The 24,013-nt window shown below is 39.3% G+C and carries 28 protein-coding genes; 9 read left to right on the plus strand and 19 right to left on the minus strand.

All coding sequences use genetic code 11. The features are described from left to right. Positions 1 to 12: 12 nt before the first annotated feature. Together M0G43_RS12670 and M0G43_RS12675 are read left to right on the plus strand one after the other, a co-directional pair. Complete coding sequence (locus tag M0G43_RS12670; protein WP_248026953.1) at positions 13 to 918, plus strand: TIGR01777 family oxidoreductase; 906 nt, start codon at positions 13 to 15, stop codon at positions 916 to 918. A gap of 131 nt (positions 919 to 1,049) precedes the next feature. Further along, positions 1,050 to 1,850, plus strand: a complete 801-nt coding sequence (locus M0G43_RS12675; RefSeq protein WP_248026954.1) for a tryptophan-rich sensory protein — start codon at positions 1,050 to 1,052, stop codon at positions 1,848 to 1,850. 33 nt (positions 1,851 to 1,883) lie between these two features. On the opposite strand, the gene M0G43_RS12680 is transcribed toward M0G43_RS12675, so the two are convergent. Then, positions 1,884 to 2,336: an SRPBCC family protein gene (locus tag M0G43_RS12680; protein ID WP_248026955.1), complete on the minus strand. Its 453-nt coding sequence runs from the start codon at positions 2,334 to 2,336 to the stop codon at positions 1,884 to 1,886. A 183-nt stretch (positions 2,337 to 2,519) separates the two neighbouring features. Between M0G43_RS12680 and M0G43_RS12685 the strand changes: the two genes are divergently transcribed. The 3 genes from M0G43_RS12685 to M0G43_RS12695 all read left to right on the plus strand — a co-directional run bounded on the left by M0G43_RS12685 (position 2,520) and on the right by M0G43_RS12695 (position 4,013). Continuing rightward, complete coding sequence (locus tag M0G43_RS12685) at positions 2,520 to 2,765, plus strand: hypothetical protein (RefSeq protein WP_248026957.1); 246 nt, start codon at positions 2,520 to 2,522, stop codon at positions 2,763 to 2,765. Between the two features lie 69 nt (positions 2,766 to 2,834). Further along, entirely contained in the window at positions 2,835 to 3,077 is a 243-nt protein-coding gene (locus M0G43_RS12690) for a hypothetical protein (protein ID WP_248026958.1), read from the plus strand. 105 nt (positions 3,078 to 3,182) lie between these two features. After that, entirely contained in the window at positions 3,183 to 4,013 is an 831-nt protein-coding gene (locus M0G43_RS12695; RefSeq protein WP_248026959.1) for an alpha/beta fold hydrolase, read from the plus strand. Between the two features lie 207 nt (positions 4,014 to 4,220). Here the strand turns inward: M0G43_RS12695 and M0G43_RS15855 are convergent, their stop codons facing one another. The 7 genes from M0G43_RS15855 to M0G43_RS12730 form a co-directional block, all read right to left on the minus strand. Beyond that, positions 4,221 to 4,742 (minus strand): hypothetical protein, encoded by a 522-nt coding sequence (locus M0G43_RS15855; protein WP_411039891.1) that lies wholly within the window; start codon positions 4,740 to 4,742, stop codon positions 4,221 to 4,223. Between the two features lie 80 nt (positions 4,743 to 4,822). Then, on the minus strand, positions 4,823 to 5,548 hold the full coding sequence (locus M0G43_RS12705) for a hypothetical protein (protein WP_248026961.1): 726 nt from the start codon (positions 5,546 to 5,548) through the stop codon (positions 4,823 to 4,825). Positions 5,549 to 5,638: 90 nt separating this feature from the next. Next, positions 5,639 to 6,283 (minus strand): hypothetical protein, encoded by a 645-nt coding sequence (locus M0G43_RS12710; RefSeq protein ID WP_248026962.1) that lies wholly within the window; start codon positions 6,281 to 6,283, stop codon positions 5,639 to 5,641. Positions 6,284 to 6,288: 5 nt separating this feature from the next. Continuing rightward, complete coding sequence (locus M0G43_RS12715) at positions 6,289 to 6,906, minus strand: hypothetical protein (RefSeq protein ID WP_248026963.1); 618 nt, start codon at positions 6,904 to 6,906, stop codon at positions 6,289 to 6,291. Beyond that, positions 6,903 to 7,547 carry a hypothetical protein gene (locus M0G43_RS12720; protein WP_248026964.1) on the minus strand — a complete coding sequence of 215 codons (645 nt, stop codon included), beginning with the start codon at positions 7,545 to 7,547 and terminating at the stop codon, positions 6,903 to 6,905. The genes M0G43_RS12715 and M0G43_RS12720 overlap by 4 nt, the downstream gene beginning before the upstream one ends. A gap of 59 nt (positions 7,548 to 7,606) precedes the next feature. Next, positions 7,607 to 7,978 (minus strand): 4-fold beta flower protein, encoded by a 372-nt coding sequence (locus tag M0G43_RS15860; RefSeq protein ID WP_411039872.1) that lies wholly within the window; start codon positions 7,976 to 7,978, stop codon positions 7,607 to 7,609. 242 nt (positions 7,979 to 8,220) lie between these two features. Then, entirely contained in the window at positions 8,221 to 8,868 is a 648-nt protein-coding gene (locus M0G43_RS12730) for a porin family protein (protein ID WP_248026966.1), read from the minus strand. 403 nt (positions 8,869 to 9,271) lie between these two features. Here M0G43_RS12730 and M0G43_RS12735 point away from each other — a divergent pair, with 403 nt between their 5' ends. Next, on the plus strand, positions 9,272 to 10,054 hold the full coding sequence (locus tag M0G43_RS12735) for a hypothetical protein (protein ID WP_248026967.1): 783 nt from the start codon (positions 9,272 to 9,274) through the stop codon (positions 10,052 to 10,054). A gap of 2 nt (positions 10,055 to 10,056) precedes the next feature. On the opposite strand, the gene M0G43_RS12740 is transcribed toward M0G43_RS12735, so the two are convergent. After that, a complete protein-coding gene (locus M0G43_RS12740; RefSeq protein ID WP_248026968.1) occupies positions 10,057 to 10,374 on the minus strand; it encodes a hypothetical protein in 318 nt (105 codons plus the stop codon). A gap of 12 nt (positions 10,375 to 10,386) precedes the next feature. Continuing rightward, positions 10,387 to 11,073, minus strand: coding sequence for a hypothetical protein (locus M0G43_RS12745; protein WP_248026969.1), 687 nt, complete (start codon positions 11,071 to 11,073; stop codon positions 10,387 to 10,389). A gap of 224 nt (positions 11,074 to 11,297) precedes the next feature. On the opposite strand from M0G43_RS12745, the gene M0G43_RS12750 reads away from it, so the two are divergent. Beyond that, positions 11,298 to 12,059: an NYN domain-containing protein gene (locus M0G43_RS12750; protein ID WP_248026971.1), complete on the plus strand. Its 762-nt coding sequence runs from the start codon at positions 11,298 to 11,300 to the stop codon at positions 12,057 to 12,059. Between the two features lie 127 nt (positions 12,060 to 12,186). Here the strand turns inward: M0G43_RS12750 and M0G43_RS12755 are convergent, their stop codons facing one another. The 4 genes from M0G43_RS12755 to M0G43_RS12770 all read right to left on the minus strand — a co-directional run bounded on the left by M0G43_RS12755 (position 12,187) and on the right by M0G43_RS12770 (position 16,360). Then, positions 12,187 to 12,885 carry a nuclease-related domain-containing protein gene (locus M0G43_RS12755; RefSeq protein ID WP_248026972.1) on the minus strand — a complete coding sequence of 233 codons (699 nt, stop codon included), beginning with the start codon at positions 12,883 to 12,885 and terminating at the stop codon, positions 12,187 to 12,189. 60 nt (positions 12,886 to 12,945) lie between these two features. After that, positions 12,946 to 13,746 (minus strand): FRG domain-containing protein, encoded by an 801-nt coding sequence (locus M0G43_RS12760; RefSeq protein ID WP_248026973.1) that lies wholly within the window; start codon positions 13,744 to 13,746, stop codon positions 12,946 to 12,948. A gap of 65 nt (positions 13,747 to 13,811) precedes the next feature. Then, positions 13,812 to 14,519, minus strand: a complete 708-nt coding sequence (locus M0G43_RS12765; RefSeq protein ID WP_248026974.1) for a hypothetical protein — start codon at positions 14,517 to 14,519, stop codon at positions 13,812 to 13,814. Then, positions 14,516 to 16,360: a hypothetical protein gene (locus M0G43_RS12770; protein ID WP_248026975.1), complete on the minus strand. Its 1,845-nt coding sequence runs from the start codon at positions 16,358 to 16,360 to the stop codon at positions 14,516 to 14,518. The genes M0G43_RS12765 and M0G43_RS12770 overlap by 4 nt, the downstream gene beginning before the upstream one ends. 299 nt (positions 16,361 to 16,659) lie before the next feature. Here M0G43_RS12770 and M0G43_RS12775 point away from each other — a divergent pair, with 299 nt between their 5' ends. After that, complete coding sequence (locus tag M0G43_RS12775; RefSeq protein ID WP_248026976.1) at positions 16,660 to 17,229, plus strand: hypothetical protein; 570 nt, start codon at positions 16,660 to 16,662, stop codon at positions 17,227 to 17,229. Between the two features lie 83 nt (positions 17,230 to 17,312). Here the strand turns inward: M0G43_RS12775 and M0G43_RS12780 are convergent, their stop codons facing one another. Continuing rightward, entirely contained in the window at positions 17,313 to 18,263 is a 951-nt protein-coding gene (locus M0G43_RS12780) for a hypothetical protein (protein ID WP_248026977.1), read from the minus strand. Between the two features lie 1,120 nt (positions 18,264 to 19,383). Between M0G43_RS12780 and M0G43_RS12785 the strand changes: the two genes are divergently transcribed. Beyond that, positions 19,384 to 19,767 (plus strand): hypothetical protein, encoded by a 384-nt coding sequence (locus tag M0G43_RS12785; protein ID WP_248026978.1) that lies wholly within the window; start codon positions 19,384 to 19,386, stop codon positions 19,765 to 19,767. Between the two features lie 86 nt (positions 19,768 to 19,853). Here M0G43_RS12785 and M0G43_RS12790 read toward each other — a convergent pair whose 3' ends face one another. From M0G43_RS12790 to M0G43_RS12805, 4 genes are all read right to left on the minus strand, one after another. Continuing rightward, entirely contained in the window at positions 19,854 to 20,546 is a 693-nt protein-coding gene (locus M0G43_RS12790; RefSeq protein ID WP_248026979.1) for an META domain-containing protein, read from the minus strand. 119 nt (positions 20,547 to 20,665) lie between these two features. After that, the gene (locus tag M0G43_RS12795) at positions 20,666 to 21,091 is read right to left on the minus strand and encodes an META domain-containing protein (protein WP_248026980.1); all 426 of its coding nucleotides are present in this window, start codon (positions 21,089 to 21,091) and stop codon (positions 20,666 to 20,668) included. A 341-nt stretch (positions 21,092 to 21,432) separates the two neighbouring features. Continuing rightward, on the minus strand, positions 21,433 to 22,266 hold the full coding sequence (locus M0G43_RS12800) for an alpha/beta hydrolase (protein WP_248026981.1): 834 nt from the start codon (positions 22,264 to 22,266) through the stop codon (positions 21,433 to 21,435). 216 nt (positions 22,267 to 22,482) lie between these two features. After that, positions 22,483 to 24,003: a carbon-nitrogen hydrolase family protein gene (locus tag M0G43_RS12805; RefSeq protein WP_248026982.1), complete on the minus strand. Its 1,521-nt coding sequence runs from the start codon at positions 24,001 to 24,003 to the stop codon at positions 22,483 to 22,485. Between the last annotated feature and the right edge of the window lie 10 nt (positions 24,004 to 24,013).

The following is a 24,013-nucleotide window of genomic DNA, read 5'->3' on the forward strand; positions in this document are numbered from 1 at the left end:
AAAAAAAGCACGATGACGATATTAATTACAGGGGCAACAGGTTTGGTAGGAAGTGAGATTGTGAGGCAATGCCACCAGCAGAACATCGTGGTGCATTATCTGACGACTTCCAAAGACAAAATCTCCACAAAATCCAACTACAAAGGCTTTTTTTGGAATCCGAAGGAAACTGTGATAGACCATAAATGCTTTGAAGGCGTCGATGCCATCATCAATTTAGCTGGTGCGCCCATTTCCAAACGCTGGACGGACTCTTACAAAAAGACCATCTTAAACAGTCGCTTGGAATCACTCGACTTATTAAAAACATCGCTCGCTTCCATCGAGCATCAAGTGAAACACGTAGTATCGGCAAGTGCCATCGGTATTTATCCCGATTCCTTAACCAACTATTATGATGAAGATTTCCCCGAGCATTCCACAACCTTTTTAGGTGAAGTGGCACAGCGTTGGGAACGCAAGGCAGACGAACTGAATTCGCCCGAAGTGATGGTGTCAAAAGTGCGTATTGGTTTAGTGATGGATGACAAAGAAGGGGCGCTCCCTCAAATGGTAAGACCGATTGAATATGGTATGGGTACAGCTTTCGGCAAGGGCACACAATGGCAGTCTTGGGTACACATCTCCGACTTGGCTGGCATCTTTCTATATGTTGTGCAACAGAAAATTGAGGGCGTATTCAATAGTGTGGCGCCAAATCCTGTAACGAATAACGATTTAACCAAGGCCATCGCAAAAACTCTCAACAAACCCCTCATTCTTCCCAACATCCCCAAGTTCTTGATGAAGCTGGTACTGGGCGAAATGCACATACTTCTTTTCGAAAGTCAGCGGGTCAGTTCAAACAAGATTGAGAACTACGGTTACCACTTCAAGTTTTCAAACGTGGTGCCTGCGCTCGAAGATCTATTCAAATAAATTTTCCTTTAGAACATTCAAATCGCTGGGTCTTAAGAGGCGGAAGGCTAGTTTTTGTATTTCATTGAATCATCAGCGTTCTTCAAAAATTAATTTGTACCTTAATAGTTGCTAACACTGGCACAATTCCTATGAAGAAAACACTACAAATAGCCAACGGCATTGCCCTGGTTTCCACTATCATCATCAACTATTTGTCAAACACAGGTGCCATCAACAATACCACTATAGGTGAGGTGTCAAACAATATCGATTCACGGTTTACGCCTGCTGGTTATGCCTTTTCCATTTGGGGAATCATTTATTTGCTGCTGTTAGGCTTCATCATCTATCAAGGGCGAAGTTTATTTGTAAGAGTACGCAACGATGATTTTGTGCTTAAAACCGGTTGGTGGTTCGTCATTTCATGTATGGCCAACAGTGCCTGGGTCTTGGTATGGCTGTGCGGCTATATAGGTCTGTCGTGCGTGTTTATCTTCTTATTGCTATTTGCCCTGCTGCGCATTGTGGTCAATAATGATATGGAATTGTATGATGAACCCATTTCTGTGATTTCCTTTGTGTGGTGGCCCTTTGTTATCTACAGTGGATGGGTCACTGTGGCGAGCATCACTAACGTTGCAGCCTATCTGAAGTCTGAAGGGTGGGATGGTTTTGGAGTATCACAAGTGAGTTGGACCATTATCATGATCATCATTGCCACTGTGATCAATTTAATGGTAATTTGGAAACGCAACATGCGCGAATTCGCTCTAGTAGGCGCTTGGGCACTTGTCGCCATAGCTATTGCCAATAACGATACGCAGCCCGTCATTATGTATGTGGCGGTGGCCGCTGCGGTGATATTGGTGATCAGCAGTGCTGTTCACGGGTATAAAAACCGTGCTACAAATCCCATCGAGAAATGCAGGCAATACCTCCGTAAGTCCTAGAGTATTTATTTTGAGAATTGTACGTTTTCTTCCTTAAGATTTCAAAACAATATTGATTAACTCTCTTTCCAAACGATCAAAGTTCTCTTCGTTCTTCGGCAAGACAAATTTCTTAAGCTTCTCACATTCTTTTTCAGTGGCAAAAGTCATTCGGAAGGAAATGCGTGTACGCTCCTCACTGATGCTTTCAAAACACACTTCCATATCAAATAAGGGTTGCGAGAGACGTTTCCACGCCACACGCTTCTGCGGTTCGATGGATTGGAATACGGAATCATTCTCATAGTGTCCCACTTCAGGGCCATGCATCGTCAGTTTCCAATGGCCGCCAGGCTTTAAATCGAATGTATGGAAGGTATTGGTAAATCCTTCAGGGCCCCACCATTGCTGCAAATGCACCGGATTGGCAAAGGCTTCGTAGACTTTTGCAACAGGAGCTTCAATGATACGGCTGCTATAGATTTCGGTGGGTGAGGTTGGCGTCATAAGAATATTGGATGAATGCTTATAAATATAGTAAATATTCCCATTGCTACAGATGCTTTTGAATTTTAGAAAAACTCCCACGATTTTAACATATGGTTAATGCGTCAACAACTAAACTGTTTGCATCAACATAAGACTGAATTGTGATGTAATTTTAATGATAATCCTATAAATATTAATAATATGTCTGATAATAAGAAGCAAACTTCATACAATCCTAAAATCACCAAAGAAGATAAAGAACTCCTTGGCGATAAACGTGGTAATGTAGAAACCGATGATGGTGACGACCAGCAATTGAGAAACCGAACCAAAAAGGTGGACTTTGAGGGCAAGGACCTTGATGTTCCCGGCCGAACCCTGCCAGAAGACGGCAATAAGAAGCAACTAAAGGACGAGGAAAACCAGCTCTACAGTGAAAACGATTAACACATCGTTCTGAAAGACTGCGATGCGTATGAGGCAAACATAAATATATAACCTTTAAAAATTAAGAAGATGTCTAGTAAAGAGAAGAGCAATATTGTCAATCCATATATCAAAAGAGAAGATAAAACGCCGACAGACAGAAAGTTGAGCGATAGCCCTAAAGATGCCGGGAAGAACAAAACAATGCAACAATTCGATAAAAAGAAAGATGCAAAAGACGATGAGAAGGACGGCACAGGTAGAACCCTGCCCGAAGAACCCGGCTTCACGCAGTTGAAGAACGAGAAGAAAGAGCGTAAGAACGGTAAGTAGTATTCAGTTGTCAGTGGTCATTAAGCAGTTTGCAGTCTCTGGTCATCGCTCATCGGTCACCCGTCATTATTCATCATTAATTAGTAATTATTTATACAACATACAATGCCATTTATTACAAACAACACCGCAAAACAACCCGTAGATATTTTTTACCAAGATTATGGGTCGGGGCAACCCGTCATTCTCATCCATGGTTGGCCGTTGAGCCATCAGGCTTGGGAAGGGCAGGTGAGTGCACTCGTTGAGGCGGGCTACCGCGTCATTGCCTATGACCGTCGAGGTTTTGGCAAATCGTCTGCGCCTTGGGAGGCCTATGATTACTCTGCCTTGGCGTCCGATCTAAACGAACTCATTACCCAATTGAGCCTTAATGATGCCGTTATTGTCGGTTTCTCGATGGGTGGCGGTGAGGTGGTGCGCTACTTTACCGATTATAAGGGTGCCAATGTCAAAAAGGCGGCACTCATCAGTTCGATCATTCCATTGGTGAAACAAAAGGACGACAACCCAAACGGCGTGCCAGAAAAGGATTTGAAAGGGATCATGGAGGCTTTGCAAACGGATCGTGTAGGCTTTTTAAAGGATTTCCATAAGAATTTTTACAACTATGACGACAATAAAGACACGGTAAGCGAGGCCCAATTGCATTACGACTGGACCATCGCCTCCCACGCATCGCCACGTGCCACCTTGCAAGCTGCAAAAGCATGGGCTGATACCGATTTTAGACCCGAATTGATGACTGTCAATGTGCCCACACTGATTGTACATGGCGATGCCGATAACATTGTGCCCATCAAAACCTCTGGTGAGCAGGCGGCAAAGGGCATTGCGAACAACACTTATAAAGTCATCAAAAACGGACCTCATGGTCTGAACCTCACTCACCGCGAGGAGCTAAACAACATACTGCTTGAGTTTCTAAAAGCGTAAGATCTTTTAGAGGCTGATGTTATTTGGTTTTCAGCCTTTAATTGTTAGGTGAATGGAACCCTTCCTTTTGGAAGGGTTTTTTTGTTGGTAGGAATTATTTAGAATTTTTCTGTTGATTATTAACTTTTTTGCTCGCCCAAAAAAGTTACAAAAAAGGCGTTCCCTGTCGAGAGGTATTTTTGCTTACGCAAAACCAGAAAGACAGAGCTAAATTTTCTCCAAGGCTTCAAAAATTTTTAACGCTCTGTCTTTCCTATACTGCCGACAGGGGATGCCGCTGAAGGCGGCAATTGATTTTTTGACTTCGGGGTGGGGAGTTATGACTTCGGGGTAACGAATTATGACTTCGGGGTGAGGAATTTTGACTCCGGGGTGGGGAGATATGACTTCGGGGTGAGCAGTTCTGACTTCGGGGTAGGGAGTTCTGACTTCGGGGCGGGGAGTTCTGACTCCGGGGTGAGGAATTTTGACTCCGGGGTGGGGAGATATGACTTCGGGGTGAGGAGATATGACTTCGGGGTGAGGAGATATGACTTCGGGGTGAGGAGATATGACTTCGGGGTGGGGAGATATGACTTCGGGGTGAGGAGATATGACTTCGGGGTGAGGAGATATGACTTCGGGGTGAGGAGATATGACTTCGGGGTGGGGAGTTATGACTTCGGGGTGGGGAATTATGACTTCGGGGTTGGCAAAAAGAAGTAGGCAGTTTGCAGTGGCAGTTTGCAGATGTTTTGGGTTGTTATCCTACATCGTATTATGTCAGTGAAAAAAACTAACAATGGCGACTTGCATACTTAACACCTCTTTCAGATTTTTCCAGTGAGTTTAAAGTACATATTTCCAATGACTGCAAATAAAATGAGGATGATCCACCACATGCCATTTTTGGTTTTTTTGTCGATATTCTTGCTTCTACAAACCTCGTAAAAGGAATACCCAAGAATTAAAATCAATAGTGTGCCGGTTACGCCTACCACTAATTTGTGTGTTGAGATATAGACTGTAGCAAAAAGACCCATGACCAAAAGACTTAATAACCAAATGTACTTTTCAATCAAAGGTTTCTTGTGAACAGTTGTTATTGGTATGATTTGAGAGAGCAATTGTTGAAGTTTTTCTCGATGGTCTATTTGACAAGGAATTCCAATAATTTCTGCGGTTGAATTGCCAAGTATAGTTATTGTGCCATTCGGGTTTCTGATTATGGATTTTATTTGATCTTTTGGGATTACAATCGTTTGCGTATTTAATTGTTCTCTGATTATTTCTTTGTCATTAATGGTAAGCAGATAACTTTCAAACAAGCTTTTTTGTCTATTGATACCTTTATATAATCCTAGAGCCACGGCGCCAATAATGACAGGGATGGCGAACGGAAGCGCACTTATACTATTTGTTTGCCCATTTATTGAGAAATAACTGATTGCAAATCCAGCTCCTACTGCTATCATTACAAGTGGAATGATTTTGATAAGTGCCGCTTTTTTTATGTCATCAAAGCCATTTTCTCTGATTTGAAAGGTCTCTTTCATGTTCTTTTTGCGATTGGTAATTTCAGGGTTTTAAGGTAGGGATTTTCTGTTTAGTGCTGGAACTGCAATCATACTTAACAGGTATTGGCATTAATTTTTTAATTCAGTTACCGTTTTTATGTTTTCTTCAGACATTGTGTGGGTGCCTCCAGGCTTCTCATACATTTGATGTTCTCCATTTTTTATATTTCCTAACTTTATGAATTTTGTGACCAAGCCTTTATCTGTAACTCTGACATAGGAACAACTATCAAGCCATCTAATCCGATTGAGTTGGTCGTCATATCCAATAGTTTTAATAAGTTCATAATCCACCTTATTTTCCGAATACCTAATAATAGTGTCAATTCCATAGAGGAATTTTCCATATTTTATTTTGTTGCAATCTATTGGATTAGAAACTAACTCCATATTGTTCTTTTGTAACAATGATTTAGGTGCGTTTTTAGTACGGTCAGTAAAAAGTACTTGATTGATGATCAAGAATATTGGCATTCCAATACTAAATAGAATATGTGCAATATAAAATCCGAGTGCGCCAATCTCAAAGCTCTCTTTTCTATGAATTACGGCATACACAATCAAATAGATGAATAAAGTCCCTGCTATTATGGCGGTCCAAGTGCGGATTGAGTCTTTAGAGATAAAGTGGGCATTATAACCCAAAAGGATGAAGAGGTAAAAAAGAAACCCAAAGAACATAGGGCGAATTATTGATTTAAGGACATCTTTCATCCTATTTAAATTCTATTATCATCGGTGTTTAGTGTCGCTACCAGTTTATTAATTCTTGGTTGTAATATCCAGATGCCGACAAAATAAAACCAGAGCATGAAAAATTCGGGTGCAAAATCTGCAAATTTAACGGGTCTCTGCAATTCTGCCGTTTTTAGCGTCTTTGCCGCAAAATACATAGAATAAACAATTCCAAACATTGATGCCAAATGCAGGGGTAGAATAATTGCCGTACTCATCGCCACCATTGCGCCATTGGGTTCCGTAGCGTTTTGCATAGCTGTACTAAACATTCCGCCCACGAAAATGGATATACCAACTATGTAAATGAATGGGATCAATAACCATATTTTAAAGTTTCTGGTTTTCATTGTTAGGTGGTCTGGTAATTTTTTTTGCAATCCTAGGGCGATTGACCAAAACCAACCAAATAAAAGACTAGCATACAGTATCATGAAAACAGGAAAGAACGTGAACATATTAAGCATTTGAACTTCAGGATTTGCTTCGGTATGGATAGCCGAAATTATGGTGATCATCACGACTATTTGGAATACCACCGGAATGCCGACCATAAGGGTGAAAAGTTGCCAATGTTTGGCTTTTAAAAATCTATCTATCATTTTACTTTTTTAATAATTCCGTAATAGATTTTATCTTCAAAATCAGCTGATGACCTGTAAACATAACGTCCATCGTCAAAAACGTCAATGATCTGTACGTCTATTTCTTTTCCGATCAAGTGTTGTAAGCGAGGCTCACTCATTTTTTTATAGATCAAGACATACTGACAATTTGAGAGCCATTTTATTTCATAAATCTGTCTTTCATCTCGGAACAGTTCTTTTTGAATTTTTCTTGTACGTTTGATTTGACCTTCTTGGTAACGCACGTGTTCATAGCTGTAGGTGCCTGTTTTGAATGTTTCACAGGCATTACATTCGGTTTGATTGAGATTTTTGGTTTTGTATTTCAAGTTTATAAACTCAAAGGTGAAATCGTAACAGTTGTTTTTAAGTTGGCTATCTGGAGCATACTGTAGGTTTAAAAGGTACTCGCGCAGCTGCTCAATAAAATGGGTATTTTCATAAGTGGTTTTTTCTTTGATGATAGTCACCTCACTGATGTTGGCATCGTTATCAACGCAATAATTGACTGTCGCATATTTGATATCATCCACATCTTCCACAAAGAACTGCCTTTGTATTTGTGCGACTAGCGACGATGTAGTGATTAGGAATAAAAGGGCTAGGATTGTTTTCAATTTATAGGTTCTGTTCAGCTTTTGGTATAAGTGCTAAATATACTGATATCTCTGATATATCAGTATTTAAAAAACTTCTGCCACGAACGTTTTGCCCATATTAGTTCTGGCTTGTGGTGGCATATGGGTTTTGTGCGTCGCATGGGTTGCAACGGTGGTTCGGGTCTGGTGTGCTGCAAGGGCATGGTTGGGATGGGTGGCTTGGGACGGTTTTCTATGGGTGTCTCTGGGTTGTAAAAGATGATGTGTCCGCTGGTGTCGTGGATGTTTGTTCCGTTAAGATTGCCTATCCAGTCTTTGGTATGAACGCTCCAGATGCTTTGGTCTGCTGCGACAAGGCCTACCCAGTCGAGATTGCTGTCGAAGATGTTCAGTTTGTCGTCTGACAGCCAGCCTACGAGCTTTGTTTGCTTGTTATAGAGGGGTTTCATGGGATAGTATGTTTTAATTAATTTGTGTTCTAAAGATAAGAGTTTTTGATAATGATTTTTATGTGGGTAAGATAACAGCCAAAAGATAATTTCCCTATTTTAGAACTCAAATGGACGTAGATCAAATTATACTTATTTTAGGTCGTGTCGCCCTTGTGCTTGAAGCAAGGGTGGGGAAGTATGAATATATTCTATATAAAAAAAGGGATCCTCTCGAGAGAATCCCTTTGCAAGGCATTTGTTTAGAATCTGTAGCCTATAGATACTTGAAAGCTTCTGTTTTTAACGCTTCCCCTGTCTACATCATCCTCTTCCAGGTTAGAGTCGGTATCGTCAAGGTCCGATAGGCCCAAGTGATAACGTCCTTGGATGAACATGTTGTTGGTAAATTGGTAGCCCAGACCAAAGTTCACACCAAAGGCAATCGACTTCACTTGGTCTTTTATTTTTTCAGAACCAGAATCTGAAAAAGTGTCGCCTCCCACACGCAAAGTGCTGTCATACTCACTTTTGGCATTCAGTAAATAGCCTACTTGTGGGCCTGCTTCAAAACTGAACTTATCTGTCATGCGGTATTTAAACATCACAGGAAGTTGCAGGTAGGACAGTTTCACTTCTTCCTTGAAATCCAGCCCGTAGGTGATGCCTTCATCTTCAAAGCTAAACTCGTCTTCCAGTTTGGCGCCTTCCAACGAATACAATAATTCTGGTTGAATGGAAAATTTCGCCCCCAATGGTATTTCCGCAAGGCCACCCACATGGAATCCCAGCAGGTATTTCTCACTATCCAAATCGGTGTTTAAATTAGACAAGTTGGCACCCGCCTTTACACCCCATGTCACGTTTTGGGCCGAACCCAATTGACTGGCCATCACTGTGACGGCCGTCACTACTAAAATTTTAAAATTCATACTGTTTGTTTTTTGATTAATGATGATTTTACCATTCCTACATAGGAATGTTTATTTCAGCTATAGACGACAGGTATTTGAAAATGTTTCAGTAGTTTGAAAAAAAATTTTCAGCCCTTTAAAATGAAGATATTTAAGGGTATTTAACCTGTTAGGATGCACTACCAGTTACTTATCGCGTTGCGGCTTTCACGCCTCGCTTTTGGGTTTTGACTGACGAATTCATTGTCTACTATTATGGATACTCGTTGCAGACGAGGGTTAATTGGGGTAGCACGCAAAGATGTCACCCAAGGTTGAAAGCTGAATTGAGCGACGTTAAATCCGCACCATCAGGATTTAAAAATGTTTCAAAAGTATTTTTCCCTATTTTAGAACTCAAATGGATGTAGATCAAATTATACTTATATTATGTTGCGTGGCCCTTGTGCTGGTTCTGTATTTGGTTTTGACCTATAAGTCAAAGGCCGATATGGAGTATGAGCAAAAACTAAAGGAAAGCCTAGCCGATGAATTTATCATAGACCCTGACACTGGTGCCAAGATTACGCTGGAGCAAGCTGAATCTGGACATTGGGTGGCACATGATAATGAATTTCGCGGTATGCCCGAGGCAGATATCGACAAGCTTTATACAGAGGAGGAACGAGAGGCGCACCGCGCTATCAATTACCTCAAGGAATCGCGCGAGTATCTCAAATATGAAGTGACAGACGATGATATTTCATTGTTGGACAGTACGAATTTGCTGTCGCAGTACGATGATTGGGGCTATACCTGCCCATATCGATTGCAATTTTGTGATGGGGTAATGTTATTGCCAACGGTAGAGAAGGAGCAACTTGGCTATAGAGAGTCTCAAATACTATTTTGGGTACGTTGGCAGCATGCTGCTGGCCATTATTATTTTAGGGAAAAATCGTCTGTAGAAACGTTTTTTGACCGCATCCGCAACGACGATGATATTAAACTTACCCATCACGAATGTTTTTCAATTGAAAAGACGGTCAATAAACTGCCATTGATACAGCTGATGAAACGACTCGACACCCAAAAGGGTCTGGAATTTGAGTTTAAGGATGGTTATGTCTTTATCAAAAGCACACGTTTAGTGAACCGTAAAGATTTGATGCAGATAGAAGGGATTGTTAGGCAGCATTTTTAAATCTATTCCAGATTTGATACCAATTGGTAGCCTTGTATATAGGTGTAGACTGTCATGGCGAGAATGTAAAGCCAAGGTAAGGCGCTCAATAGTACCCATAGCATTTTTTTTGCGGGCGGTGCCTTATATTTTGTGCTTATGATAAATGTATTGATAAAGGATAGCAACACTCCAAAATAAAACAGAATGGCCATTGCAATGGCAATGTAATTCGACAATGGGGTTGGGTACAGGCTATTTAAATAACCAGCAACGTTAGCTGCAACTGTAACAGCAAGGATGATGATGGTCGCTTTTTTATATGGGTTGAGTTTTGGCACGCGCCGTGTATTTTAGTCTGACTCCATTTTAACGAACTCAAACTTGTATTCGTTGCCTCCCACTTTGGTGACGATGATGAACGAATTGGGTGTGCTTCGTCTCACTTCATAAGTGTAGATCTCTCCAGGCTCACTCAAGTTCTTTTTGAAGGGGTCGTTGCTATGTTTAAAGATGAGGTCAAAGTTGCAGTTGTCTTTCCACTCGACGTCTAGCATGGAATAGGTTTTTCCGCTGTTCATACGCTCTAGGTACATTTTGTCTTTGATAGTGACATATGTAGTATCGATCTTTGCGGTATTGGGATTTGTTTGCATATAATAGAAATCACCATTTTTAAGTTCGCTACAGTCAAGGTTGGGGTCTTGTACCTTGTCCTCCTCTTCCATTTCACTCAAAGGGTCGGCAAGGTATAGCAGCGCCTTTTGGCAATTATTGGCCAATTCCTTACTGATGTCTACACCTATTTCATCAAAGGGTAGGTCTGTAAAGGACTCCACGTTATACTGCTTCATTAAATCCTCTGCATTTAAGATGAGTGCTTTTTCAAAACAGGGCTCTGCATCATCGATGTTGGGAAAGTTGTCTTTTTCTAGACATTTACAGATTTGTTTTGAAACTTTTTTTATCAACTTGTCTTGAGCAGATGCCATCAAAGGCATCACAAGGATAAGGACTAGGGTTAGGGTTTTTTTGGTCATAGGGTAAAGATAATTTTTTTGATGGATTATTGTGTGAAGTGATTTGAAATAACGTGTTTAAGTTGTGAGAGGGTTGAGTCGGAAGCCAATTTTCACTAGCGCAAGCCGCCGAATGACCGTCCTTCTGCCTAAACAGTGTCGCAACACCGCTGCTTCGCTTAAAATCACTACCTTTAACAACATAACCTCACGGTCTTCACCGTTGTAAAAATCAAGAACATCAAATGACTCAAAATATCAATCTGGCCGTTTTAATAGATGGCGATAATATCCCCTCTGCCAATGTTAAGGAAATGATGGAAGAAATTGCCAAATACGGCAACCCCACCATCAAGCGTATCTATGGCGATTGGACCAGGCCCGGACTCTCCAAATGGAAAAATCTGTTGCTCGAAAACGCCATTACACCCGTTCAGCAATACGGCTACACCACAGGCAAAAACGCCACCGACTCCGCCATGATCATCGATGCCATGGACATTCTCTACAGCGGAAAGGTCGAAGGCTTTTGTCTCGTATCCAGTGATAGCGACTTTACACGGCTCGCCACCAGATTAAGGGAAGCAGGCAAGACCGTTATCGGTATTGGGGAAAAAAAGACCCCAAACCCCTTCATCGTCGCCTGCGATAAATTCATTTACATCGAAATTTTAAAGAAACAATCGGTAGAAAAAGTTGAAACCACCGAAACCCAAGAGCCAGTGTTGGATAAAATCACCAAAAGGGACATCAACCTGATTTCCTCGACCATCAGGGATTTGTCAGATGAAGATGGTTGGGCATTCCTGGGCGATGTGGGCGGTTTGATCCAAAAGAAGCAACCTAATTTTGATTCCAGAAATTACGGTTTTGAAAAGCTCACGCCCCTTATCAAGTCCATTGACCAGTTTGAGATCGAACAGCGCGAAAATCATAAGAGCAGGCATAAATTGATATACGTTAGGATCAAGGAAAAGCACAGCCCAAAGCACAAACATCAAAAGTAGACTTCTTAATGCGGAACTCTGCTTAACCGCCTAACTAAAAAAGGATCGTCATTGCAAGGACGAAGGACGAAGCAATCTTTTTATTAAACCATCAACCAAACACCAAACACCAAACACCAAAGAAACCTCAATCAAAAACCCGATCCCTTCCCAGCGCATCACGCACATTCTGCACATGCAGCGCCCTGATGTCAGGGTTTTGCCCATTCGCCACAGCCTCATTAAGTACCCTCATAATATGATGCTTATCACTATAAACAGCTGGTGGATGCTCATTTAGGATTCGCTCAAAAGCCATATAAGCCGTATGCGGTTTTGCCAAATACACATCCTTGGGGATATGGGTTACCTCGCGCAACTCACAGTCACCATAAAACACAATCACCGAAAAATAAGGCATATCCTCTTGCGGTAGTTTCCGCTTCAGCATATCAATATGCGTTTTGTTTTGAAGGATAGGATTATAAAACCGATACTTTTGCTGCCCATAGTTCAGCACCTGCGTCCAGTTGCGCTGATACCCTCTGCCAAAAAGCCAACCACTATAATCCTTCACCTCAAACACCACAATCCCCACCTTCGTAGGCACCACCACATCTATCTGCGAATACTTATCTCGATAGGTGTTGAGGTACAAATCGTGGAAAATAGTTTCTTGTGGTACATTACGGTTTTGAAGAAGATGTACCAGATTCAATTCTGCCCGTGTACCACTTTTGGAAGGTTTGGTATTGTAACGTCTAGTAGAAGTGCTGTTCTCAAAGAATTCACAATAAACGTAAATACAACCGCCTACAACCAATGCTGTAATAATCCAAAATCCCATAGCTTTGATGTTTTGAAGTGGTTAGGTTGTTGGTGGATCAGGGTTTGTATAGATTAAAATTTATAAATTATTTTGAGTATACTTGAAATTTACTTCTCTAGCTAGACCCTCTAAATCGGGAAATATAGTAGACTCACTAATCCCTGTTGTTAATAGTTCCCTCGTTAAACGTTTGCGTGATTTGGAATCTATATTAATTGATAAAATCTCATTGCATTTGTTTTTTCTATATACGGAAAGTATGTCATTTTGAGAATTACCATGTAAAGTAAAACATCCTTTCTGCCTAATGATTCGCTCATTAGTATAAGAGGATGAAATTGCAATTGGTCCAAAAGATTTTTTATCAAAATCAAAAGTTAAGTATTGTTGAGATAAATTATAATTTAAATTTTGATTGGAATTCTCTGTTCTTATTAATTCAAATTTATTAATTGATAATTCATTTAACTTAAGAGGATTTATCATCCAAATTGAAGGATTTTTGTTGGCATTATCGAGAGGGTTTAATCTTAAAGCAAAAAATAAAGCAATTAAAAACCCTTCTGTCCAGTCTAATAATCTGGTTTTTATGCCAAAATGCTGCATTAGAAAATACCAATCATAATCACTTAAATCTCTCCAATTAATAAATCCTTTAGCCTTATCTGTAAAAGCATTTTTTAATTTATTTTCTAAATCGATTGAATGTTTTAATCTGTAAATATTGGGAACTAATTTATAATCATAGTTAGGATGACCTCGATACCATATGTCATCAGTATTTAAAATAGTTTTGGCTTCTTCAACCAAATCAAAAAATTGATTTAAAGAAGTAACATCTTTAGACTTTTGATAAATTTTCCCTGTAAATCCCAACATTAGTATTGCATTATCAATTAACTATTAAAATTTCTTTTTAATTTTTGTAAATCATATTTTTCGATTTAATTTGATGGCGATATGACCTTAAATTTTCTTTTATAGAATATAACTTTACGCTCTCCAAATCGACCTCGTCCATATCCAGTAATCATTGCGCATGTGAAATATAATACTGATAGGCTACTTAACCACACCTGAATGTTAACATTTCTCCAACCAGTATAATTAAATGTTAGATGCTCAAGAAAGTATTTTATAGCCAACAAAATCCAAATTGTTGAAATGAACCTACTGACAATTTCGTTAATTTTTGATACCGAGAATGATTTAGGTGAGGTTACGGACTTATATAGTGGCCCTGAAATCATATCTTCAAGCATATCAACATGTATTTCCCAGTGCCTTTGCCAGGTTTTACTTCCTTTATTTGTAAACACCCATGCTATACTTGTTATAAATCCTATACACACTACAAAATATAAAACTTCGGGATTAGTAGTATATGCATTAGATCCAATAATAGAAAAATACCCTGCGAAAGACGCTATCTGAAATGCCCAAAAATAATTCGCTCTTTTCCAATACAATTCTATCTCAAAATTTTTTGCTGCCCAAGACTTATTATAAGTTTCTTTTATTTGTTCAATCGTTCTATCTTTTATAAACACTGCTTTATATTCATCTTCGGACATTTGATGCATTTCTTCAGTATCCTTTGTGAAGGCAAATTCCCAGAACATCTTTATATATTTTATAACTTTTTTCTTCATTTCATCAACGCCTTAATAATCCGTTCCTCATTAATCAAAATATCCCTAAATAAGACGTGCGGAAATTCTTGATACTTTGAGGTTTTAAATGCCTCATAAATTCTAGAGAGGGTGGTGGCTGTAATTAGCGAGAGGTTCATCTCTACATCCATCTCGCAGTCGGTCACAAAATCATCGCTAAACTCTGGTGCCACCAATAAGATTTTGACTATCCGAAGATTATTCTTCAATGCAAGATTTTGATAAGCCTTAAGTTGACGCGATACAGTGCTAAACTTATTATAACCTTTTTCCTTGACGGTCTTGCACTCCACAATGATGATTTCGTCATTGCCAAGGTTAATTAGGATATCCATAATATCCTTATTGGTGTTCAGTTGGTTTTTAAACTTGTCGTCAATATTGAAACCTAATGATTTAAAGATGATTTTAGTCAACTCTTCAAACTTTAAACCAAGTTCGCTTTCTTTTACTGTGATGCCATTTTCCTTTAAAAGATTCAAGTTTCGGAAACCGACGTTCTCATAATTTTCGAGGTAAAGGTTCTCAACATCTTTATAATGCTCTAGGATATTTAGAATGTCATCACCACGCTGTTTGATACCATTATCTTTGATGAATTTTGATAGGTCTGGTTTGGCAATCAAATCCAAAATATCTCTTGGTTTAATGTTATAATCCAAGAGGTAATCGGCTTTCATCACATACTCGTCCTGTAACTCAAATTGCTCTTTCAGTTCTTTGTTGAGTTTTGGTAAGGACTGGTTGAGTTCCGTGAGCATCTTATCAAAACCATCTATGGAGATACCTACTTTTTCATCTTTCTCAACACTTTCAAAGTGCAGGATAAGGCTATTGATTTTATCTTCTAATGTGCTACCTTTAAGGTTGGGAATATTCAAACCTTTTTCACAAAGTTCATTAAGCGTTTTCTTTCGTTCCGTTAGGTTGGTGTCAGGTTTATGAATTTCGTGTGCAAGCAAGTCTGGAAACGAAATGCCTTCTTTGATAATTAGTTCTATCTTTTGATTATAAGTTAACTTTCTATCAATATTGTGCTCTTTAGCAATCTGGTTAATGACAGGCTCTCGTAGCAGTTTTAAGGTTCTACGATAGAATTTCTCCGCTACATCTTTTTTTCTAATTTTACGTAGGAGTCGCACCATTTCATCCGCCACATAAATGGTGTTTTCTTTTTTCGAAAAGAAAATGACACCCAGATTTTTAAGGTTATTAATCACATCCAGTATTTCCATTTTCTTAATGGGAAGTATGGAATAATTAATGAGCTTGACATCTTCTTGCGAAAGACCCAACTGACTAGAAAGTGTCAAGATGATATCTTGTTCGTCCGAGGTTATTTTGGCATCCCGATTATTCGCAATATCATTATGGTAGGCAGTGTTTAAGCACGCTTTGTAGATTCTAAAGTCTCTTTTTCGAGCATCACTTATTTGCGATTTATCGCTTTCCAATTCTGCATTAAGGCTTTTAATCTTGGCTTTTAGATTCTTGATTTCGTTTTCATAAAGTCTGGAAAACCAATCTTGCTTCATAATGCAATTCCCATCACGAATGATAATATCAATAAGGATATCCAATTGTGAGGTGGTTTCTTGAAATTCACAACTGATATATTCGCTAAATTCATCATAAGTTAAATTGAAAATGTTTGCAACATTCATATTGTCAACCGACTTTAAGCCTTTATCAGAAGAACTTAAAATCTTTTCAATTTGCTTGGCATTTTTAGGGTTTTGCGAAATAATGTAATCAATAATTTTAATAAAAGAGTTTTTTTCGAGAGAACCGAGTCTATCAAGAATGCTTTCGAGTTTCATATTGGTTGTTTAGTTGGGATGACAATTTAATTTTAATAACACTACAAGGCATGCGGAAAACCGCACAAGCTGTAAGCTAGTGCTTTAATTGCTAGGGAGAGTACCTTAAACATACCCAAAATTTCCTGACAAAGCCTACCGCCCAAACATAAAAACGACAAAAAGCAACTTTCAACGTTCAAACGTATAAGCCATATTTGTTCATTTGTCATCCCAAATTTTAACTCAATGGCGCACTTAAAAATTATAAATCGCTATATTTATGATATTTACGTACTAACCACAACCAAAATAATCCAATGAAAACAAAATTATCGCAAGAAGAAAAGGAATTTTTGATGATAGAATTTCAAGAAATTTCCAATAACATGAGAGCTTTCTGGAAAGTCCGATTGACCATTATCGGTTTTGTAGTGTCACTGATTGGAGTGCTGTTGGCACAGCTCAAATCCACAGAATCATTTAAAATGCTCATTCTTGAAGCAAGTTTGGTTTTGATAATCACAGGTACTACCACCATTATAATATCTATCACAAAACATATTGTGGTATATGCCATACGATTAAGGGAAATAGAATCCTCATTTATAAAAAATGGCTTCTGGAAAAAATGGAAAAAATACGTTGATCAAAATCCCACATATACAAACACTTACTCTATTGCAGTTGCCATGCACTTATTGAACTTAGTGATAATGATATACATCGTTTGGAATAATTTTCATTTCTTCAAACAACTCAATTATACAGAAATTTTGTTCACTTCAATTTTTATTGTGGGCAGTCTTGTGAATCTATGGTACATCAAGAATTTTTTAAGGCCAAAAAGAGGATGGGCCAAGCTGAAGAAAGAATGGGATGATTACTAATTAGGACTTTATTTCACATCTAAACAAAAAACCACAATCCCTTAAAAAGGAATTGTGGTTTTTGAATTAAAGAGGGGTGGGGATTAGAGGTTTTGCCAACCTTTCATCTTACGGAACTCGATGCCTTTGACCATGGCGAACTGCGGGCTGTTGAAGCCGAAGATACCAAGAATGGTCTTTTTGACACCTTGACCCACATCTACCAAGCCTGTGACGGGCTTCTGGATGATGAGGTTACGGTTAATCCTTTCCAACTTCAGCGCGGTACTTGCGACATAGCCTGCCTGATTGGTATCATACATGGCGGTGCGCTTGACCTTCCAACCTGCGGCGCTGATTGAGGCGGGCGGGTTGTACTGTGGATAGGCGGTGAAAAGTTCGATTAATCCATCTACATGTTGAATCATCTGCACGCGTGACTGATGGCTAGCACTGATGTGATCGTCTGTCGCATCTTTAGGCAGTGCCTCTACACGTGAGCCTTGTACTAAATGGTTCAACAAAATGCATCTCTTGATGGCTGTTTCTGGTACGCCACTGACAATAAAGATATTCTTTGATTGTGTGGAAAGCTTTTTAACATCCTCAAAAGCAATGTTCATCTGGGCAATGGCATTGTTATCGTCCTGCTTTTTAGTTTGGACAGAAAGCAGGGATTCTGATGCCGCTTGATAGATGGTTTCCATACTCTCTACAGTGAACAGGGGATTGCCTTGCACGTAGGTGTCGCCCAAACCGATGACGATCTGTCTCAATCGGGCAAAGTTTTCTACGTTGATAGGGAAGCCTGTCTCGTGATAGCGAGCTGGGGATTTCTTCTCTTTAGTGGTTTCTGCTACCGGATTTTCCTTCTTTGCAGCTTCTACTGTAGCGCTTTCGCTCTCTTTGGCAGTAGGATTAGAGTCAGCTTTGGGAAGAAGATTCTTCCAAGGAAGCTTGGCGTTCACAGGGTCTATAGCGACCTTGCTACCGTTTTTGGCTTTCCTCTGACTCTTGACAAAGGCCTTGTGGCCGTTTTTGCGATATGTACTCATAGGCAAAAAGATTTGGAGCCATCATTGATAGTTTCCAAGTGTAGCGCTCAACAATGGCTTGGCGACGCTACACAGGTGTATGGTGTGCGAGGGGTCATGTAAATGGTATGACATCTCGAGGGTAATCGATAAAATGTTATAAATAAAAAAGCGCTCTTGGAGTCTTTCGGCTTTTAGTGGCTACTTCTAGAATTCGCAGCTATCGGTCAATTGACTTTCAACCAAATATATAATTAAGTAAAGATAACGTGCAAATATTTTCGATGAAATGCATGAGGTGCGTGAGTGTATTTCATCGGGAAATTTTCTTACAAGCCACGCCGCTGCTAATAAATTTAAAAATGTTAAATTTTTATTTAAATAGTATTAAAAGATATAATATGATACTATTATAGTTATAAAAAAGAGGATATTACAAGTAATAGGTGTTATAATAAAGAATATGGTAATCATTATTTGCTAGTTATATCAGTAATTCCTACAAAGTGAAATCTTGAAATGTTAAAATTTAAAATTTTCAGGAAGGGATTTGTGCTTAAAATGGGGAAATTTGAAAATATTTTTGTAGGAATCAACGATTTTATTTGCATTTAATCGAATAAATATGTATTTTAGCGGTGTTGTTGTTCATTTACATAGCATGTTTACGAAAGCCGTGGTGTAGGAAAACCACGGTTTTTGAACGTGCAAACGGAAAGAAAGATCTAACAAACCCATACAAGGGTTTGTTGAAGATATAATCGTGAGGATTTGTTTTTTCATTTTTAGTTTTTATTAGCCCCAAACCGCAGCTTTCGGGTTGCGGTTTTTAAAAAAGAAAAAAACGACATTGAATCACGGTCACAATTTATCTTATGATACTAGTTGCCCCTAGCTCTGTTTTTATTTTTTTAAGGAGGAAACCGCAACTTTAAAGGTTGCGGTTTCTTTTAAAAATAAAAGGGACCGGGTCATCAAGTAAAGAAAGTAACAAATTGAATAGGATTTTACATAGTTAAATTCTAATTTAATTGATTAGTTGGTGGTAAAAGCCGCAACTTTCGGGTTGCGGTTTTTTAAAAACATCGCTAAAAGAAAAGATTGCCCCAAAACTGAACCTGAACTTAACCTACTTAATATTATGGCAAAATCTGCTGAAACACTTGCCAAGTACCTTGACGACGACCACGACAAGGACTATTTACAGAATTCATTATTGCATGCCAAAGCGCATTATGGATGCGGCGAGAGAAAAGATTTCCTTAAAAGTTTGAAGAAAGGAGAGGAGGCTTACTGTAGAGTTTTACGAGTTTATGGTAAAAAAAGGTATGAGGCTGTTCGACCATTTCTTCCAGAAGAGCTGTTTGTTTTCGAGAATCAACCAATTGAGTCAACAATTATTATCGGGGCAAAACCTGTAACAGAACCAAAGAACATACAAGGCTTTTGGCAACAAATGATGAACCGATTTATTTTAAAACAACATACAAGTGTAACTGATCTATCTGTTCACTTTCAACATTGAATTTTTTTGTTTTCTTTATAGTGTGATTTGAGTTAGTCAGAAAACCGCAGTATCATAAGCACTGCGGTTTTTTATTTGTAAAAACTTTAATCTACTTTTTTGAATACCAACGACTGATTGTTGGGGTTAGTGAGCAAAAGTCGATTGTTTTCTACAGTGTAAGATGTCATGGCTCTTAAGGTAGACAAGAACTCATTTTCCTTATTAGGAGATTGGCAAAGCATTTTGGTAGTGGCGATATTGGTAAAACGCAACAACCCCTTTTCAAAAAACAAGCTACCACTCATACGGTTGCACCCTGCGTTTCCCATGAATGTATTTTCCGCCGCCTTTATTTCCATAGAAGGCACCTCTTTACCAAAATCTTCACGACCCACATCGATGCCATTCATGGATTCGAGTACCCAAATATCATGCAAGCGGTAGTCTGTAACATATGCGCCACAGCCTTTATAAGAGCTATATTCGCTGGCCGATCCTTTTTTTAGTTCGAGCTCTACTGTATATGGCGACACCTCGCCCGACATGGCGTTGGTACACTCCATTTGCCTGATTTGAATGGTCATGCTGGCCGATTCTGTTTGTACAGTATAGCGTTTGACATTGCTATCTTGTGCCCGCGCTGGCGTGGTGTGAGGTGTCATAACCGAGTCTTCAGGTGTTTTGAATTTAATCATCTCTTCAGAGATGGTGACACTCCAAAATGGTTCGGTACCAGTTGCTTTGAAATAGACATCGGTAGGTTGTGATTTTTCTGCAGCTACTTTGGCGTTTGCCATGCTCTCTTCGCTGGTTGTATCGGTAAGCACCTCTGTTGTGCCGACTTTTGACTTCTTATCCATGCAGGAGAAGACAGCCAAGCTGATGCCCAGTAAAAAAATAGATATTTTTTTCATGATCAATTGGTTTTATGAAAGCGCATCATTGCCACATCATCCATCATTAGGACGAGTTTGCCATCGGCATCGATGTTATATTTATTGATTTTCTTCATGGTGTTGACAAACACCTGTTCGCCTTCGCCACAGTACATCATGGTGGTTGGGCCAGGCTCACCAAGGGTAAGGGTGTTACCAGTTACCGTAAAAGGTGCCGAATAGCCGTTACAACTGTTATTGCCTTGTACCATTTGACTGCTTTTGTCAAAAGTGAGGTATGGTTTTTTGTTTGGGAACAATCCGTCAAAGGCGATACGTGGTCCCGTGATGTATTCCAGTTCCCATTTGGTATCATATAGCGCATCGTTAGATGTGTTTTTTGTGGACGAGCAAGCGGTGAGGACCAAAGTCAACACCACAACGAGTAGCATTTTTGTTGTCTTCATAGTGTGATGGTTTTATTTGTTACTAATTTACCGATTATTATCATCAGTTTTGTTATAACAAGGTTAAAACAAGAAGTGTGCCGTGATGGTGAAATGGAGTATAGAGTATTAAGTACAAAAAATAAAGATGAAATTAGGAAGGGTGACCAATAACCGATGTACAATTAATAATTAATAATTAATAATTAATAATTAATAATGAATAATGAATAAATGAATAATGAATAATGAATAATTTTGCTAACAGCTAACAGCTAACAGCTAACAGCTAACAGCTAACAGCTAACAGCTAACAGCTAACAGCTAACAGCTAACAGCTAACAGCTAACAGCTAACGGCTACTAATCATAGCTTTTCAACGGCCACAACAGTTTAAAACCTTCCGTCAGACTTTGGTGAAGTATAGAGGCGTGGTTTTCGTCTTTTAAGAATTTAAAATCTGTTTTGAGTTTCTTTTTGCCAGAGCGTTTGAGCATTTCAGAGAGCTTGGTGGCTTCACTTTCCATCACTTCACCTTCTGTGCCTACTGATACATACACATAAAGTGGGATGTCTTTTTGAGCTGAAAAATAAGCTTTCGCATCTTTGAGCATACTTTCATTGTCCCACCACAGGCTTGGACTCACGATAAAGTAATGCGTAAACAATTCAGTTCTTTTTAAAAGAACTTCCGTAGCCAAGAGTCCGCCCAGTGATTGCCCAATCAGCATTTTGGTGTCGTTCACTTGATAATTCTTTTGAATATAAGGTTGCACTTCGCTTTCCAAAAACATAATGAACTTTGTCGAAGCACCGGTGGTTGGGTATTTGGCCTTCAATTCCTTGTCTGTCGTTTGAAAAGTGAAATCACGCTTGCGGTCAACGTTGGCAATGCCCACTACAATGGTTTCAGGCATCGTATATTGAAGATTAAAAAACTGCGTTAAGCCTACAATGTGCAGGAAATCTTCATTCATAGTACCGTCCAAGACATACAGCACAGGGTATTTTAGAGTGTCTTGCGCTTTGTAACCTTGTGGCAAGTAAATATTCAGTACACGCTCTTCAGATAATATCTTGGACTTAAGCGTCACCACCTCGCCGATGTTCAAAGGCGTTTTGGACACCTCCGTAGTTTGGGCACTTACGGAAATTGATAGAAAACAAATGGTAATAAAGAGAAGCTTTTTAAGCATAATGCAATTCGTTTGAAAAACACAAAAATAACCATTAGAAGTTAGATTTTAGATATGAGATGTGAGATTATAATTGGAACAAAGAATCAAGAATCAAGAATCAAGACTGATGACCGATGCACAATTAATAATGAATAATGAATAGTTTTGCTAAAGGCTAAAGGCTAAAGGCTAAAGGCTAAAGGCTAAAGGCTAACTGCTACTGAACACTGATCACTATTTCTTCTTCAACTCAAACAAATCCTTACGACGATCCTTAAGATTTCGGACACTTCCAAACTGATTTAATTCACGAAGCAAATCAATGTCCACATCAGCAATCAGAATCATTTCGGTGTTTTGAGTGGCTTCAGCTTTGACACCATCACTTGGAAATGCAAAATCGCACGGCGTAAAAACCATCGACTGTGCAAACTGAATGTCCATATTATGAACCTTTGGTAGGTTGCCCACGCTACCTGCAATGGCAACATAACATTCATTTTCAATCGCTCTTGCCTGTGCGCAATGACGTACGCGTGAGAAGCCGTTTTGGGTATCCGTCAAGAATGGCACGAACAGGATGTCCATACCTTCATCGGCTAAAATTCGGCTCAGTTCTGGAAATTCCGAATCGTAACAAATGAGAATGCCAATCTTACCACAATCAGTATCAAATGCCTTCAACTGTGTGCCACCGACCATACCCCAAACCTTGGCTTCGTCTGGCGTGACGTGCAATTTTTCATAACGTTCGGTGCTACCATCACGACGACATAAATAACCAACGTTATACAAATGTTCGCCCACCACTTCTGGCATACTGCCTGTGATGATGTTGATGTTATAGGAGATGGCCAACTTTGAAAAACGCTGCACCATTTCCTTGGTATGTTTTGCCAAATTTCGGATGGCTTCTGGTGTTGACAGATGGTTGTGTTCTGCCATCAAAGGCGCATTGAAAAACTCTGGAAACAGTGCAAAATCACTGCGATAACCAGAAACAGAATCGATGAAAAACTCTGCTTGTTCCATAACTTCATCCAAATCTTTATAGGGTCGCATTTGCCATTGCACCAAACCAAGACGCACCACTTTCTTGACCGTGGCTGCTTTTTTTGCTGGCTTTTCATAATACACGTTGTCCCATTCTAACAGCACTGCATATTCTTTGGATGCTTTGTCACCTTCCAGATAACCTTTTAAAATACGTGTCGGATGAAAATCATTGGAGATTTGAAAATTCAAAACAGGATCGTGAATCTCTTTGCGGCGAACTTTATCAATATATTGCGTAGGAGTCAATTCATCGGCGTACTTACCGTAATTTGGGATGCGTCCGCCGAATGCGACACCACGTAGATTCAAGCGTTCACATAGCTCCTTGCGATAATCGTATAAACGTCTTCCCAAACGCAAGCCACGGAATTCCGGTTTGATAAACACATCAATTCCATAAAGTACATCGCCATTATTGCTATGTGTACTAAATGTATAATTTCCTGTAATATCTCTGTAGGAATGGTTTTCGTCAAAATCATCATAATCTACAATGATAGACAAAGCACAACCTGCAATTTGTCCATTGATTTTAATCACCACTTGACCTTCCTGAAACTTTTTGATAAGAGCTTCAATTTGATGCTCACCCCAAATAGCATCTGGCATCGTAACATAGGCCGAGCGCATAGCTTCTTGGAGTTCTTGATAATCTTCGAGGTTGAGGTATTTTAATTCAATATTTTCGATAGTATCCATACAGGAAGTG

This window comes from Subsaxibacter sp. CAU 1640, from assembly GCF_023156585.1.
Lineage (GTDB): Bacteria > Bacteroidota > Bacteroidia > Flavobacteriales > Flavobacteriaceae > JBPOFM01.

Bases quoted from the DNA above. Each gene is read 5' to 3' on its own strand.
- M0G43_RS12670 (WP_248026953.1), top strand. From the start codon at position 13: ATGACGATATTAATTACAGGGGCAACAGGTTTGGTAGGAAGTGAGATT.
- M0G43_RS12675 (WP_248026954.1), top strand. From the start codon at position 1,050: ATGAAGAAAACACTACAAATAGCCAACGGCATTGCCCTGGTTTCCACT.
- M0G43_RS12680 (WP_248026955.1), bottom strand. From the start codon at position 2,336: ATGACGCCAACCTCACCCACCGAAATCTATAGCAGCCGTATCATTGAA.
- M0G43_RS12685 (WP_248026957.1), top strand. From the start codon at position 2,520: ATGTCTGATAATAAGAAGCAAACTTCATACAATCCTAAAATCACCAAA.
- M0G43_RS12690 (WP_248026958.1), top strand. From the start codon at position 2,835: ATGTCTAGTAAAGAGAAGAGCAATATTGTCAATCCATATATCAAAAGA.
- M0G43_RS12695 (WP_248026959.1), top strand. From the start codon at position 3,183: ATGCCATTTATTACAAACAACACCGCAAAACAACCCGTAGATATTTTT.
- M0G43_RS12705 (WP_248026961.1), bottom strand. From the start codon at position 5,548: ATGAAAGAGACCTTTCAAATCAGAGAAAATGGCTTTGATGACATAAAA.
- M0G43_RS12710 (WP_248026962.1), bottom strand. From the start codon at position 6,283: ATGAAAGATGTCCTTAAATCAATAATTCGCCCTATGTTCTTTGGGTTT.
- M0G43_RS12715 (WP_248026963.1), bottom strand. From the start codon at position 6,906: ATGATAGATAGATTTTTAAAAGCCAAACATTGGCAACTTTTCACCCTT.
- M0G43_RS15860 (WP_411039872.1), bottom strand. From the start codon at position 7,978: ATGAAACCCCTCTATAACAAGCAAACAAAGCTCGTAGGCTGGCTGTCA.
- M0G43_RS12735 (WP_248026967.1), top strand. From the start codon at position 9,272: ATGGATGTAGATCAAATTATACTTATATTATGTTGCGTGGCCCTTGTG.
- M0G43_RS12745 (WP_248026969.1), bottom strand. From the start codon at position 11,073: ATGACCAAAAAAACCCTAACCCTAGTCCTTATCCTTGTGATGCCTTTG.
- M0G43_RS12750 (WP_248026971.1), top strand. From the start codon at position 11,298: ATGACTCAAAATATCAATCTGGCCGTTTTAATAGATGGCGATAATATC.
- M0G43_RS12755 (WP_248026972.1), bottom strand. From the start codon at position 12,885: ATGGGATTTTGGATTATTACAGCATTGGTTGTAGGCGGTTGTATTTAC.
- M0G43_RS12760 (WP_248026973.1), bottom strand. From the start codon at position 13,746: ATGTTGGGATTTACAGGGAAAATTTATCAAAAGTCTAAAGATGTTACT.
- M0G43_RS12765 (WP_248026974.1), bottom strand. From the start codon at position 14,519: ATGAAGAAAAAAGTTATAAAATATATAAAGATGTTCTGGGAATTTGCC.
- M0G43_RS12770 (WP_248026975.1), bottom strand. From the start codon at position 16,360: ATGAAACTCGAAAGCATTCTTGATAGACTCGGTTCTCTCGAAAAAAAC.
- M0G43_RS12775 (WP_248026976.1), top strand. From the start codon at position 16,660: ATGAAAACAAAATTATCGCAAGAAGAAAAGGAATTTTTGATGATAGAA.
- M0G43_RS12780 (WP_248026977.1), bottom strand. From the start codon at position 18,263: ATGAGTACATATCGCAAAAACGGCCACAAGGCCTTTGTCAAGAGTCAG.
- M0G43_RS12785 (WP_248026978.1), top strand. From the start codon at position 19,384: ATGGCAAAATCTGCTGAAACACTTGCCAAGTACCTTGACGACGACCAC.
- M0G43_RS12790 (WP_248026979.1), bottom strand. From the start codon at position 20,546: ATGGCAAACGCCAAAGTAGCTGCAGAAAAATCACAACCTACCGATGTC.
- M0G43_RS12795 (WP_248026980.1), bottom strand. From the start codon at position 21,091: ATGAAGACAACAAAAATGCTACTCGTTGTGGTGTTGACTTTGGTCCTC.
- M0G43_RS12800 (WP_248026981.1), bottom strand. From the start codon at position 22,266: ATGCTTAAAAAGCTTCTCTTTATTACCATTTGTTTTCTATCAATTTCC.
- M0G43_RS12805 (WP_248026982.1), bottom strand. From the start codon at position 24,003: ATGGATACTATCGAAAATATTGAATTAAAATACCTCAACCTCGAAGAT.